10 protein-coding genes are annotated in these 13,537 nt (G+C 66.8%); 3 read left to right on the top strand and 7 right to left on the bottom strand.

Features of this window, described 5'->3' with window-relative positions; translation table 11 throughout:
- Positions 1 to 61 precede the first annotated feature (61 nt).
- The 7 genes from AB0O71_RS00655 to AB0O71_RS00685 form a co-directional block, all read right to left on the bottom strand.
- Positions 62 to 1,192, bottom strand: coding sequence for a sugar-binding protein (locus tag AB0O71_RS00655; RefSeq protein ID WP_363740737.1), 1,131 nt, complete (start codon positions 1,190 to 1,192; stop codon positions 62 to 64).
- 35 nt (positions 1,193 to 1,227) lie between these two features.
- Positions 1,228 to 2,649 carry a multiple monosaccharide ABC transporter permease gene (gene mmsB / locus AB0O71_RS00660; protein WP_363740739.1) on the bottom strand — a complete coding sequence of 474 codons (1,422 nt, stop codon included), beginning with the start codon at positions 2,647 to 2,649 and terminating at the stop codon, positions 1,228 to 1,230.
- On the bottom strand, positions 2,646 to 4,235 hold the full coding sequence (mmsA, locus tag AB0O71_RS00665; protein WP_363742109.1) for a multiple monosaccharide ABC transporter ATP-binding protein: 1,590 nt from the start codon (positions 4,233 to 4,235) through the stop codon (positions 2,646 to 2,648). The genes mmsB and mmsA overlap by 4 nt, the downstream gene beginning before the upstream one ends.
- A 79-nt stretch (positions 4,236 to 4,314) precedes the next feature.
- A complete protein-coding gene (locus tag AB0O71_RS00670; protein WP_363740741.1) occupies positions 4,315 to 5,343 on the bottom strand; it encodes a LacI family DNA-binding transcriptional regulator in 1,029 nt (342 codons plus the stop codon).
- A 93-nt stretch (positions 5,344 to 5,436) separates the two neighbouring features.
- The gene (locus AB0O71_RS00675; protein WP_363740743.1) at positions 5,437 to 7,137 is read right to left on the bottom strand and encodes a DNA repair helicase XPB; all 1,701 of its coding nucleotides are present in this window, start codon (positions 7,135 to 7,137) and stop codon (positions 5,437 to 5,439) included.
- A 69-nt stretch (positions 7,138 to 7,206) separates the two neighbouring features.
- A complete protein-coding gene (locus tag AB0O71_RS00680; protein WP_363740745.1) occupies positions 7,207 to 9,003 on the bottom strand; it encodes a helicase-associated domain-containing protein in 1,797 nt (598 codons plus the stop codon).
- Positions 9,004 to 9,016: 13 nt separating this feature from the next.
- Complete coding sequence (locus tag AB0O71_RS00685) at positions 9,017 to 9,283, bottom strand: hypothetical protein (RefSeq protein WP_363740747.1); 267 nt, start codon at positions 9,281 to 9,283, stop codon at positions 9,017 to 9,019.
- Positions 9,284 to 9,423: 140 nt separating this feature from the next.
- Between AB0O71_RS00685 and AB0O71_RS00690 the strand changes: the two genes are divergently transcribed.
- The 3 genes from AB0O71_RS00690 (at position 9,424) to AB0O71_RS00700 (ending at position 13,525) form a co-directional block, all read left to right on the top strand.
- A complete protein-coding gene (locus AB0O71_RS00690; RefSeq protein WP_363740749.1) occupies positions 9,424 to 9,801 on the top strand; it encodes a cold shock domain-containing protein in 378 nt (125 codons plus the stop codon).
- Positions 9,794 to 10,390: a DUF3027 domain-containing protein gene (locus AB0O71_RS00695; RefSeq protein ID WP_363740752.1), complete on the top strand. Its 597-nt coding sequence runs from the start codon at positions 9,794 to 9,796 to the stop codon at positions 10,388 to 10,390. Before AB0O71_RS00690 ends, AB0O71_RS00695 begins: the two co-directional genes overlap by 8 nt.
- A 237-nt stretch (positions 10,391 to 10,627) precedes the next feature.
- Complete coding sequence (locus tag AB0O71_RS00700) at positions 10,628 to 13,525, top strand: SpaA isopeptide-forming pilin-related protein (protein ID WP_363740755.1); 2,898 nt, start codon at positions 10,628 to 10,630, stop codon at positions 13,523 to 13,525.
- The last annotated feature ends 12 nt before the right edge of the window (positions 13,526 to 13,537 follow it).

Genomic DNA, 13,537 nt, shown 5'->3' on the forward strand with positions numbered 1-13,537 from the left:
GGGGTGCGGAGGATGATCCTGCCGTGCCCCGGCGCAGCTGAGTGCGGGAATGTCGCGAGTGCTACTTGTACTCTTCGACGATCTCGAGCAGGTTCGGCACGTTCTGGTACGAGTCGGCCGCGTTCTCCTGCGTGACGATCACCGGATCGAGCAGGTAGGCGGGTACGACCTTCGAGCCGTTGTCGTACTGGTCGGTGTCGTTCACATCGACCTCTTCGCCCTGCTGCAGCTGGCCGATCATCTTGATGGTCTGCTCGACGAGCAGAGCAGTGTCTTTGTTGATGGTCGAGTACTGCTTGCCCTCCATGATCGAGCGCACCGACTCGACCTCGGAATCCTGGCCGGTGACGACGGGAAGCGGCTTTCCGGCCTGCTCCACCGAGGTGAGCACGGCACGCGCGAGCGTGTCGTTGGGGGAGAGCACGCCGTCGACATCGGTGTCGCTGTAGGCGGAGGTCAGGATCGTGTCCATGCGGCTCTGGGCGTTCTCGGCCTTCCACCCGGCGGTCGCCGTCTGCTGGATGTCGGTCTGGCCCGATCCGACGACGAGGGTGCCGTCGTCGATCTTCGGCTGCAGCACGTCCATGGCCCCGTTGAAGAAGACCGCCGAGTTCGCGTCATCGGTCGAACCCGAGAACAGCTCGACGTTGTACGGTGCGTCGTGGTCGGTGCGCTCCTCGAGCCCGTCGAGCAGCGCCTGGCCCTGCAGCTGGCCGACCTTGAAGTTGTCGAAGGCGACGTAGTAGTCGAGCGCGTCGGTGTTCTCGATGAGGCGGTCGTAAGCGATGACGGTTGCGCCCGCGTCCTTCGCTGCCTGCACCTGGGTGGCGAGCTGCTTGCCGTCCTTCGCGCCGACGACGATGACCTTCGCGCCACCGGTCACCATCGCCTGGATCTGGTTCTGCTGCTCGGCGACCGTGTTCGACGCCGGGGCGTACTGCACGTCGGCTTTGTACCCTGCTTCTTCGAGACCGTCGGTGAACAGCTTGCCGGCGAGCACCCAGTTCTCGCTCGTCTTATCGGGGAGCGCGACGCCGATGGTCGAGCCCGCTTCGAACCCGGTCGACGTCGCAGCCCCATCGGTGTCGCCGGAGCCGCCTGTGTCTCCAGCGCGCTCCGAGGAGCAGCCGGTGAGTGCCAGGGCTGCAGCGGCGAGCAGCGCGCCCGCGGAGAGGAGGATTCTCTGTTTCATGATTCCATTCGCTTTCTGTAATCGTCGAACTCTCGTCAGCGAGAGCCGGGTTCCTTCGTCGCGCTGTCGTCTGCGGCGGGAGGAGTCTGTGAGGAGGTGCTGCGTGAGCCCGGGGCGGGCGGCGCAGCTGGGGGAGCCTCCATGGCGCGGGCGCCGATGGGAGTGGTGTCGATGCCGCCGAATTCACCGGCGGGCTTGCGCCGCTTCGTGAGGAAGCCGAGCACGGACGGGCGGCCCTGCTGCTTGTTGTAGGCGTCGATGCCGACGGCGACGAGCAGCACAGCGCCCTTCACCATCTGCACGGTGTCGGCGCCGAAGCTGAGCAGCTGCATGCCGTTGTTCAGGAACGCCATCACGAGACCGCCGATGATCGATCCGATGACCGTACCGATGCCGCCGGAGACCGCTGCGCCGCCGATGAACACGGCCGCGATCGCGTCGAGTTCCCAGCCGTTGCCGTCCTGCGGGCCGGAGGCCTGCGATCGGGCGACGAAGATCATGCCCGCGACGGCGGCGAGCACCGACATGTTCATCATGACGAAGAAGTCGACGCGGCGATCCTTCACTCCTGACAGCTTCGCGGCCTGGCGGTTGCCGCCGACCGCGTAGATGTGGCGACCGAACACCGTGTGGTTCGTCACGAAGGAGTAGAGGATGACGAGCGCCAGCAGGATGATGCCCGATACTGGGAAGCTCGTACCCGGGCGTCCGCTGCCGAAGAGCAGCGCGGCACCGAGAATCACCGCGCACAGCAGCACGACCTTGACGACGCTCACCCAGAGCGGAGCGCGCTCCGAGCCCATCTTCTTCTGCTGGCGGCGCGTGCGCCACTCGAAGAACACGAGCCAGGCGGCGGCGAGCACGCCGAGGATGAGGGTCGGCACGTTGTAGGGGATCGGGATCCCCGCGATTTCGGGAAGGTAGCCGGCGCCGATGGTCACGAACTCCTTGGGAACGGGAACCGAGATGGAGTCGCCGATCCACTGATTCGCGCCGCGGAAGAAGAGCATCCCGGCGAGGGTCACGATGAACGCCGGAACTCCGACGTATGCGACCCAGAGACCCTGCCATGCTCCGACGAGCGCTCCGAGGCCGATGCCGAGAATGATGGCGGCCCACCAGGGGAAGTTCCACTCGGCCATCGATTTCGCGACGACGATGCCGACGAAGGCGGCGACCGAGCCGACCGACAGATCGATGTGGCCCATGATGATGACCATCACCATGCCGATCGCGAGGATCAGGATGTAGGAGTACTGCTGCATCACGTTGATGACGTTGCCGGGCGAGAGCGTCAGGCCGTCGGAGAAGATCTGGAAGATCAGGATGATCGCGATGAGGCTGCCGAGGATGCCGAACTGGCGGAGCGTCGACTGCCCGCCGCCGCCGAACATCGCGCGTATGTCTGAGAACCGGAAGCTGTGCTTCTCCGTGGTCTTCGTGTCGGTCGAGGTCATGCGTGCGCCTTCTCGTTCAGCGACGTCATGCTGCGCATGAGCGTCTCGGGTGTTGCCTGGTCGGCCGGGATGCAGTCGGTGATACGGCCCTCGAACACGGTGTAGATGCGGTCGCAGATGCCGAGCAGCTCGGGGAGCTCGCTCGAGATCACGATGACGCCTTTGCCGGCGTTGGCGAGCTCGTTGATGATCGAGTAGATCTCATACTTGGCTCCGACGTCGATGCCGCGGGTGGGCTCGTCGAGGATCAGCAGGTCGGGGTCGGTGAACATCCACTTCGCCAGCACCACTTTCTGCTGGTTGCCGCCCGAGAGGCTGGAGACGCCGTTGTTGACGTCGGGCGTCTTGATGCGCAGCGACTTGCGATACTTCTCCGCGACGATGCGCTCCTCGCGCGCGTCGACCATGCCGCGATGCGTGATCTTCGAGAGTTTGGCCGACACCACGGATCGCTTGATGGAATCCAGGAGGTTGAGCCCGAGAGACTTGCGATCCTCGCTCACATAGGCGATTCCGTGTCGGATCGCCGCTGGCACGTCGGGCACCACGATCTCCGCGCCGTCTTTCACGAGCGTGCCCGAGATGAAGCGCCCGTAGGAACGACCGAAGACGCTCATGGCGAGCTCGGTGCGGCCGGCGCCCATGAGGCCCGCGATCCCGACCACTTCTCCACGGCGTACATCGAGGCTCGAGCCCTTCACCACGTAGCGCTCGGGCACCGTCGGGTGCTGCACGACCCAGTCGCGCACCTCGAAGAAGACCTCGCCGGGGTTCGGCGTGCGGTCGGGGTAGCGGTGCTCGAGGGAGCGGCCGACCATGCCGTGGATGATGCGATCCTCATTGATCGTGCCGTGCTGCACATCAAGGGTCTCGACGACTCGGCCGTCGCGAATGATGGTGATGTCGTCGGCAATCTGCTCGATCTCGTTGAGCTTGTGGCTGATAATGATCGACGCGATGCCGCGATCTCTGAGATCGCGGATGAGGCCGAGCAGGTGCTCCGAGTCGGTGTCGTTGAGGGCCGCGGTCGGCTCGTCGAGAATCAGCAGTCGTACATTCTTGTTGAGGGCTTTCGCGATCTCGATGAGCTGCTGCTTGCCCACGCCGAGCGCCTTGATCGGCGTATCGGGATCCTCGCGCAGGCCCACCCGCTCGAGCAGCTCGACGGTGCGCGTGCGTGCCGTGCGCCAGTCGATGCCGACGCCGTGCCGCAGTTCGTTGCCGAGGAAGATGTTCTCCGTGATGGAGAGCTCGGGGATCAGGGCGAGTTCCTGATGGATGATCACGATGCCCGCTTCCTCGCTCGCCCGGATATCGCGGAAGCGCATCTCACGGCCTTCGACGACGATGTCGCCGGTATATGTGCCGTGCGGGTAGACGCCCGAGAGCACCTTCATGAGCGTCGACTTGCCCGCGCCGTTCTCCCCGCAGATGGCGTGGATCGTCGCGGGCCGCACCGTGAGCGACACCTCGGAGAGTGCCTTCACGCCCGGGAAGATCTTGGTGATGTCGTGCATCTGCAGCACGGGAGCCTGGTCGGCCCGCTGCGTCGCTGGTTCCACTTGATTGACCTCGCTGTCATCCATGTCGTCACTCGTGTGACCGTTCACATCGTGGATCATGTTACGCCGAGTGTCAAGACGTTGTCGGGTGGTTACAGAATTGTTACCGGCGCGTTGCGGGCGCGCTTGTCGATTGCCGCACGATCAGCTCGGGGCTCAGCAGATCGAACTGTGGAGCGGGCTGCTGCTGAATGGCCGCGAGGAGATGCGCGACCGCCCGGCGGCCGAGCTCCGCGAAGTCCACGCGCACCGTCGACAGCGTGGGCCACATGTGGGCCGCGACCGGTATGTCGTCGAAGCCGATCACGCAGATGTCTTCGGGCACGCGAACGCCGGCATCGCGGAAGCCGTGCATGAGGCCGATCGCCATCAGGTCGTTCGCCGCGAAGATGGCGGTGAAGTCGCGTCTCCCTGCGAGCTCACGCCCGGCGAAGTGCCCGAAATCCGCCGTCCAATCACCACGGATCGGCGGCAGCGTCGAGAGATCGGCCTCGAACATCGCATCCAAGTACCCGTGCATTCGCGATTCCGCCTCGATCCAATCCTGCGGGCCGGCGATGTGCAGGATGTCCTGGTGCCCCAGCGTGACAAGGTGCTGCACCGCAAGGCCCGCGCCGAGGCGCTGGTCGGAGGCGATGGTCTCAGCAGTCCCCCCTGCCCCGGTGTGCAGGGTGGCGACGGGAACTCTGACCCCCAGCCCGCCGATGACGTTGAAGACGCGCACCTGTGGCGCGAGCACGATGATGCCGGCGACCTGCTCGTGCTCGAACTGGCGCACCGCCTCTCCGATCGCCTCGGGGGAGGCGTCGGGCAGATTGAGCGTGCTGATGGAGAAGCCGCGTTCTCTCGCCACCTGCTCGATCGCGACGATCGATGACGTGGTGCCGTACTCGCCGACCGTTGCCGAGAGGATGCCCAGCACGTTGGGGCGCGACGAGGCCAAGGCCCTCGCGGCCTGATTCGGTCGATAATCGAGGGTCTGGATCGCGGCGAGCACCCGCTGGCGCGTGTCATCACGAATGCTCGGGTGATCGTTGAGCACGCGCGAGACGGTCTGGTAGGAGACGGACGCGAGGCGCGCGACGTCGCGAATGCTCGCCGGTTTGGCCCGCGCCTCTCCGTCTCCGGACATCAGGGCCTCCGCGCTGAAACTCGAATGTGTACGTTCACATCAGTGTACGCACGCGATCAGCAGCGCGTCGTGAATCGCGGCCGATTCTCACCCTCACAACTGGTCGGCGTCGAGAATCGTGTACGCATACCCCTGCTCGGCGAGGAAGCGCTGCCGGTTCTGCGCGAAGTCCTGGTCGACCGTATCGCGGGTGATGAGCGTGTAGAAGGACGCAGTGGCTCCGTTCGACTTCGGCCGCAGCAGACGGCCGAGACGCTGTGCCTCTTCCTGTCGCGAGCCGAACGATCCCGAGATCTGGATCGCCACCGAGGCATCCGGGAGATCCACCGAGAAGTTTGCGACCTTCGAGACGACGAGGATCTTCTCCTCCCCGTCACGGAACGCCTGGAACAGTCGAGCTCGCTCGTCGACCGGGGTCTGCCCCGTGATCAGGGGTGCGCCGAGCGCCTCCGACATCGACTCGAGCTGATCGATGTACTGCCCGATCACGAGTATGCTCTCGCCGGGGTGGCGGTCGATGATGCGTCGTGCCACCGGCTGCTTGATCAGCGCGCTCGACGCGATGCGGTAGCGATCCTGATCCTCCGCCACCGCGTAGTCCATGCGCTCCGCCTCGCCGAAATCGACGCGCACCTCGAAGCACTCAGCGGGTGCGATGAACCCCTGCGCCTCGATGTCCTTCCACGCGGCGTCGTAGCGCTTCGGGCCGATGAGGCTGAACACGTCACCCTCCCGGCCGTCCTCGCGCACGAGTGTGGCGGTCAGGCCGAGGCGGCGGCGGGCCTGCAAGTCGGCGGTGAGCTTGAAGACCGGGGCCGGCAACAGATGCACTTCGTCGTAGACGATCACGCCCCAGTCTTCGGCATCGAGCAACGAGAGGTGCGCGTACTCGCCCTTTCGCCGACTCGTGAGAATCTGGTACGTCGCGATGGTGACGGGCTTCACCTCTTTCACCTGCCCCGAGTACTCGCCGATCTCGTCTTCGGTGAGGCTCGTGCGTCGCAGCAGCTCGTCGCGCCACTGGCGAGCGGAGACCGCGTTCGTGACGAGGATCAGGGTCTTCGCGCCGACCGCAGCCATCGACGCCGCGCCCACGATCGTCTTGCCCGCTCCACAAGGCAGCACCACGACTCCCGAGCCGCCGCGCTGGAAGGCCTCGACGGCCTTCGCCTGATAATCGCGCAGCTGCCAGCCGTCTTGGATGAGCGAGATGTCGTACGGGTCGCCCGCACGATAGCCGGCGAGATCTTCGGCGGGCCAGCCGCGTGCGACCAATTGCTGTTTCAGTTCACCGCGAGCCCACGCCTCCACCGGGAACGTGTGCTCGTCGATGCGATTGCCGAGCAGCGGGGCGATCTTCTTGGCACTGGCCACCTCGCGCAGCACCATCGGATCCTCGGAGCGGAGCACGAGCTGCGTCGGCGCAGGTTCACCCGAAGCGGCGTCGTCCGCGTCACCGGCGAGGGCAGCCGCGGCGTCGCCGGGCACCTCGGCGCGCTCGATCGTGAGCCGACCGTAGCGGCGCATCGTATCCGCGATCTCGCTCGCGACGCCGCTCGGCACCGGGAACTTGGCGTACTGATTCAGCGTCTCGAGAATCTCTTCCGAGGTGTGGCCCGCAGCGCGCGCATTCCACAGCCCGAGCCGAGTGACGCGATACGTGTGGATGTGCTCGGGAGCGCGTTCCAGCTCGGCGAAGACGGCGAGCGCGTGCCGCGCGTCCTCGGCATCGGGATGGGCGACTTCGAGAAGCACGGTGTGGTCGCTCTGCACGATGAGGGGGCCGAGAGTCATAACCAGCGAGTCTACCGCGCGTCGCTGAACTACCGGGGTCGTCGGCGGTCGGCTCGGCCGTTCGCCGGGTCAGGCGGGTTCGACGGAGGTGATCATATTGACGGGCAGCGTGCGCTCGACGCCGGCCGCCTGATCGGCCGCGCGCAACCGGCCGGCGTTCACCGAAACCGGCAGGAGGGTGAAGGTGCGCACCTCGCCGCGCGCCTCGGCGGTCACCAGCACGGGGCTGCGGTCGCGAATCGCGAGTTCGAGTCGCCGCGTGAAATCACCCGTCCCGGGTTCGGAGCGGGCCGCGGTGAAGACGCGGTCGACGAGCGCCTCGAGCGGATCCGGCGCCTCGGCTGCGGCCGCCGCGACGCCCGGTACGGAGCGAGCTGTCGGTACCTCCACCTGCGCGTCGACGTGCGTGCCGCGGGCCTCCCGCAGTGCCGCGACCCGTGAAGAGGCGTGGTAACGCGCGTCGGCGAGTGCGGCGAGCACGTGGTCGGGGCTGAGTCGTGAATAGAGCACGGTGTCCGACGATCGCGATCGCTGCAGTTGGAGGTGCTGCAGGGCGCGGTCGACCGAGAGCGTGGAGGCGAGTTCCGGCCGTGCGAATGACAGGCGGGTGCGCCCCTCATCGCCCACGTATTCACCGACGACGATGCCCCCGACGCGTTCGCCCAGCGAGTCGAGCAGGTACTCGAGCGGCTGCGGAATGCCGGTGAGCGAGATGCGCGTGAACGCTTCGCGTGCGGAGTGCGGCGTGAGCCCCCGCTCGTAGGCCTCTGCGATCGACGCCTCGCTGATGCGGCGCGTCGACGCGACGCCGATGTGCTCGGGCCTCGCGAGTGCGGCCAGTACCGCTTCGTCGTGCGGCGGCAGCGGGCCGGGCACGACGACGCTCAGGTCGGGCTGCACGTAGACGCCAGTCGCAGTTTCGGGCATGGCATCGGCGATGTCGGTCGTGGCGTCGTTCCCGACGAGGAGCGCGTCGGCGACCGCGGTGAATCGGCCGTCGAGCGTGAGACCGAGGTATTCGGCGCCGCGCACGAAATCGCCGACCGCGGTCAGCTCGGCAGCGGGCAGCAGGGGGTACTGGTTCGGGATCGCGGCGGCGAGCGCTCGCAGGCCGGTTTCGGCATGCGCTGCCGCGATCCACTCGGTGCGCAGCGGCGCGGGCATCTGGCGGGCCGCGGCCTCGGCGAGAGCGAGCCACCGTTCGGTGTGGGTGCTCGCCAACCATGCGCTCGACGGCGCGGCGGTGATGAGGAGCTGATCGTCGACGAGCGCGGTGATGAGGCCGGCTCGCATGAGCGCGGCGAGCGCCAGTGCGACCTCGTCGGGCTCGACGCCCGTCGATTCTGCCAACTGCTTCACGGTCGCGACGGCGATGCTTCCCGACCGGTTCAACTTGCCCGGTCGATCGCGCAGGGTGCGCAGGCACTCCGCCGACTGCCCGACCGCGGTCAGGGCCGACGTGAACCATGCGCTGGTGTCCACCTCTACAGCATCGCCGAGTGCTGCGGATCCGAGCGCGAGTGCATCGGGTTCGACGCGTGCGACGGCCACTGCGTCGTCGAGCGCGGCTCTCACCTCGGGCAAACTGGTGGCTGATCCCCCGTCTCGGCCGAGCAGCCCGATGCCGACCAGCTCGGCGATGAGCCCGGCGTCAGCGTTCTCGGGTTCGCGCACTGCTGCGAGCCGAGCGCGATCGAGCGGAGCGAGAGCGCGGGCGATCGACTCGGTCTTCAACAGGTCGGAGGCGAGGCCGATCGGGTCGGAGATGCCTGCGGGGGCATGCGGGCGACGGCTGCGCACGAGCGCATCGAGGGTGTCGCGATCCATCTCTGCGATTGCAGAGGCGAGCGCGAGGGTTCCGCTCATGAGCGATTCCGACCTAGCGGCCGGAGATCCTTCGCGTTTCCAACCGGCGGCGGCGCTGGCTGAGGATCAGCAGGGCGATCAACAGGACGAAGCCGACGGGCAGCCCGATCATCGAGATGCCGTAGACAACGGGCCACAACCCCTCGGCGAGTGCGAAGCGGTTGTTCAAGCCGACGATGAGGGTCGCGAAGAAGGACAGGAGCGCCAACGCGATGATGGAGAGGGACGCGTAGGCGAGGATCCGCTCGAGGATCGACGGCGTGCTGGGTTCAGTGGACATCCGCTCCATTTTATCGGAATTCGGCCTCCGCGCGAGGGCAAGATGCACCGCTAGAATTGGCTGGATATGCGGGAACCCGCGCTCGCGAACCGGCGTGAGCGGAACGCGGGGCATCGCGACGAGACGGAGAGGAACGAGGCATGCCGAACGGCAAGGTCAGGTTCTATGACGAAGACAAGGGCTTCGGGTTCATCCAGGGCGATGATGGCGCTCAGGTGTACCTGCATGCATCGGTGGTGCCGGCGGACGCCGAGATTCAGGCGGGCACTCGTCTGGAGTACAGCGTGGCAGACGGGCGCCGCGGTCCGCAGGCGCTGTCGGTGCATGTGCTCGACACTCCGCGTCTCGCCAAGCGCAGCCGCAAGTCGGCCGATGAGATGGCCGTGATCATCGAAGATCTCGTGAAGCTGCTCGACGGGCTCGGTGAGCGGCTGAAGCACGGTCAGTACCCCGAACGCCCGCAGGCGCGAAAGGTCGCGACGATGCTGCGGCGCGTGGCGGACGATTTCGATGTCTGAGACCGAGATCGCTCCCGACCCGGTGCTGCTGGCTGCTCGTGAGCAGGGGCGCGCCGCTCTCGCCGAGATCACGGATCCATCGACGATCGGCGCCGAGGCGGGGTACGAGGTCGACGAAGCGCACGTGCTCACCTTGCTGTTCGAATGCCGACTCGCCGGCTATCCGGGATGGCGCTGGGCAGCGACCCTGGCACGGACGAGCGCTGATGCGCCGGTGACCGTGCTCGAGGTCGAACTGCTCCCCGGACCGGATTCCGTGGTCGCTCCTGACTGGGTGCCGTGGTCGGAGCGTCTCGCGCAGTATCGGGAAGGTCATGCGAAGCAGGCGGCTCCCGGCGCCGACGACGCTGAAGAACTCGATGATGCTGACGAGCTCGATGATGCCGACGAGCTCGAAAGCGACTTCGAAGACGATCTCGACGGAGCTGAGATCGACGGTGATGACGAACTCGATGCCGATGACGATGCTGACGACGATTCCGATGAAGATATCGACGACGACGCCGACGACACCGAGCTCTTCGACGAAGACTCCGACGACGTGGACGACGACGAAGACTCTGAAGACGAAGACTCTGAAGACGAGTAGCCTTGCGCGCTGACCTGCGCCCTCGACCCGATCCGGGTCGGGGGCGCGGTGCGTTGTGGCGGATGCGCGCTGCGCGTTCGGCGCGTACCCGAAATACGTAATTCTCCCGGATCCAGAATTCCGCGCCGCTCCCTAACGTGACTGGCACGGGGGTTGGAGATCACGTCAAAGATGACGGAATCGCCCCTGTGAACGGGGCGAAACGGGGACGTCATGCACCATCGGCACACATCGCGGTTGGCAACTCGCACGACACGACGGTCGCTTGCGGGGGCGCCGCAGGCACGGGCGGCCGGTCTCCGCCTCGGCGGGAGGTCAGCCGCCGCCGTACTGGTGGTGAGTGCCGTTCTCCTGCTCGGTGCCGGGCCGGCACTCGCTGCAGACGAGGTCGCGCCCGCGCCCGAAACCGCGGTGGCCGAAGTTCAACCGGGCCCGACACCGGGGGTGCTGCGCTGGATCGCCGTCGATGCGTCCGGCGCCCCCGTGCCCGGGGCGGTGTTCGAGGTGCAGGGTCCGCGAAATGACGCGGTCGCTGACGACGGTGCCGAATCTCAGTGGAACGGGGCGATCTCGGGAACCATTGCAGATGGCGACGCACATGATCTCGATGCGGAGATCGCGGCGTTCATGCTGGAGCGGGTCAGCAGCGCGGTAGACCCGGGAACAGCGGTCGAAGTGCACGCGGGGGCCTCCTATCGCGTGCGCGTCGCCGGAGCACTCGAGTGGCAGCAGGTCACCGCCGGTGAACCGCACACCGCGGCGACGCCCGTAGTGATCGCCGCGCCGCAGGAGGAGGCAGCGCCCGAGCAGGCCCCCGCGACGCCCGAGCCGGCGGAACCCGCCGTCACAGAACCACTGGCCCCAGAGCCTGCAGCGCCCGATCCGGCACAGCTCGAGCCCGCAGCGCCCCAGACGCCTCCGCTGCAGCCGCGCGCCGCAGCTCGCGCGGAGGGTACGACGACGGTGCGAGTCACGAAGATCGGTGATCGCACCGGTCCCGGGCTCGCAGCAGGCGCGCCAGTGCCGGGCGCGACCTACGAAGCCTTCGCGTCGACCGGCGGCACCGGAGCGCAGCCGACCGGCGCGTCGTTGGGATCGTGCGTCACGGATTCCCAGGGCGTCTGCACCATCGTCGTAGCGAACACGCACCCCAACGGTGTCTGGATCAAGGAGACCGCGACCCCGCCGGGGTGGCGCGCGATCGGTGCCCTGGGTACCGGCGCGTACGACCAGGGGAAAACGGTGACGCCCTATCAGTTCCGCGTCGCCGTCGGCACCGGAACCCAGAACGCGACGCGCAACGTTACGGCCGATCGCACGCTGCCGAACACGGCAGTGAGCGACGCGTGGGTCGACGTGCGAGAGAATCCCAGGTTCCCGGAGGTGTGCGGCATCTCGATCGCGATGGTCTTCGATACTTCGACTTCGATCAACGCCAACGAGATGACGCAGTTCAAGAACGCGGCGAAGAACTTCGTCGGAACCTCGGGGCTCGGGGGCACCCCGTCTCGGGCGACGATGTTCAGTTTCAGCACGACCTCGGGAGTGCTGAACGGGGGAAACGCCTACAACCTCTCCGTGCCGGGTTCGGCCGCCGGCAATACCGGCTACCTCGGAGCAGCGCAGCGCATCCAATCGGGCCTGCCGTCACAGGGCGATGGCTTCACCAACTGGGACTCAGCGCTCAGGCTCGTGCAGGCCACCGGCTCCTACGACATGGTGCTGATGCTCACAGACGGAGACCCGACCACCTACGGCGCCGGCACGACGACTGACACGAACGTGCAGTTTCGCATGGTGGAGCAGGCGGCGATGTCGGCGAACGCCATCAAGGCGACGACCGGTCCCAGCGGGTCCGCGACCAAGATGCTCGGTGTCGGGGTGGGGCTGAGCGCCAACTCGCATCTCAACCTGCAGGCGATCACCGGACCGAGCGAGGGGAACGACTACTTCCTCTCGACCGGCTTCTCGTCTCTGCAGCAGACGCTGCAGCAGATCGCGACGAAGAACTGCGCCAGCAGCGTCACCGTGATCAAGGAGACGCGTGCTGCAGACGGAACGCTCATCGACGACAACGCTCCGGGATGGTTGTTCACCGGGCAGCTCGATGTCCCGGGACGCTCACCCGTCGCGCAGACCACTACCGACACGGGCACCAACTTCTCGCTCGTCTTCCCCGACACCGCGAATCGCACGTTCACGGTAACGGAGACGCAGCAACCCGGCTTCACGTTTGTGAGCGCGAGCTGCACGAACGCTGCAGGAGCTGTGACCCCGATGACGAACGGGTTCTCCGTGCCGGTGAACGGCAAGCTCATCACGAGCTGCACCATCGTCAACAGACAGGATCCCCCGACAGCCAAGCTCACGCTCGTGAAACAGGTGGAGAACACCCACGGGGGCACAAGCGTCGTCGGAGACTGGACTCTCACGGCCACCGGCCCCACCACGATCACCGGGAAGACGACGCAATCGGCGGTGACGAACGCGACCGTCACCCCCGGGAGCTACCTGCTCAGCGAGTCCACGGGATCCGGCTACACGGCGAGTGCATGGAGTTGCACGAATGGGAGAACGGCGCTCACAGTGTCGCAGGCCAGCGCCGTCACGGTGCCGAACGGCGGCTCGGTGACCTGCACGATCACGAACCGCGACCTCGCCGGAGAGGTCGCCTGGACGAAGACCGCGGAGGTCGGCGGCGCACTGCTCGCGGGATCGGCCTGGCGGATCGACGGTCCCGGTCTGCCTCCCGAGGGTCTCGCGATCGCCGACTGCACGAGTGACCCGTGCACGGGCCCCGACACCGACCCCGACACGGGTGGGTTTGCGCTCGAAGATCTCGACTGGGGCGAGTACACGGTGACCGAGATCCAGGCGCCGCCCGGGTACACCGGCGGCGCGGAGTTCACCTTCACGGTCACCGCTGAGAACGCCGGCACGGTCATCGACCGCGGTGCGATCACGAACGCGCAGCAACCCGGCGTCGCGCTGCCGTTGACTGGCGGACTCGGTTCGCAGCTCTTCACGATCGGCGGCCTCGGCATCGCGGCCCTCGCGATCCTCACTGCATACGTCGCGCACCGCGCGCGCAGACTGCGCACCCGAATCATCGCTTCAATCACCCCAGCACTGTGACCAGGGAACGCG

It is taken from the genome of Leucobacter sp. NPDC077196 (assembly GCF_040687075.1).
Taxonomy (GTDB): Bacteria; Actinomycetota; Actinomycetes; order Actinomycetales; family Microbacteriaceae; genus Leucobacter.

Bases quoted from the DNA above. Each gene is read 5' to 3' on its own strand.
- AB0O71_RS00655 (WP_363740737.1), bottom strand. From the start codon at position 1,192: ATGAAACAGAGAATCCTCCTCTCCGCGGGCGCGCTGCTCGCCGCTGCA.
- mmsB (WP_363740739.1), bottom strand. From the start codon at position 2,649: ATGACCTCGACCGACACGAAGACCACGGAGAAGCACAGCTTCCGGTTC.
- mmsA (WP_363742109.1), bottom strand. From the start codon at position 4,235: ATGGATGACAGCGAGGTCAATCAAGTGGAACCAGCGACGCAGCGGGCC.
- AB0O71_RS00670 (WP_363740741.1), bottom strand. From the start codon at position 5,343: ATGTCCGGAGACGGAGAGGCGCGGGCCAAACCGGCGAGCATTCGCGAC.
- AB0O71_RS00675 (WP_363740743.1), bottom strand. From the start codon at position 7,137: ATGACTCTCGGCCCCCTCATCGTGCAGAGCGACCACACCGTGCTTCTC.
- AB0O71_RS00680 (WP_363740745.1), bottom strand. From the start codon at position 9,003: ATGAGCGGAACCCTCGCGCTCGCCTCTGCAATCGCAGAGATGGATCGC.
- AB0O71_RS00685 (WP_363740747.1), bottom strand. From the start codon at position 9,283: ATGTCCACTGAACCCAGCACGCCGTCGATCCTCGAGCGGATCCTCGCC.
- AB0O71_RS00690 (WP_363740749.1), top strand. From the start codon at position 9,424: ATGCCGAACGGCAAGGTCAGGTTCTATGACGAAGACAAGGGCTTCGGG.
- AB0O71_RS00695 (WP_363740752.1), top strand. From the start codon at position 9,794: ATGTCTGAGACCGAGATCGCTCCCGACCCGGTGCTGCTGGCTGCTCGT.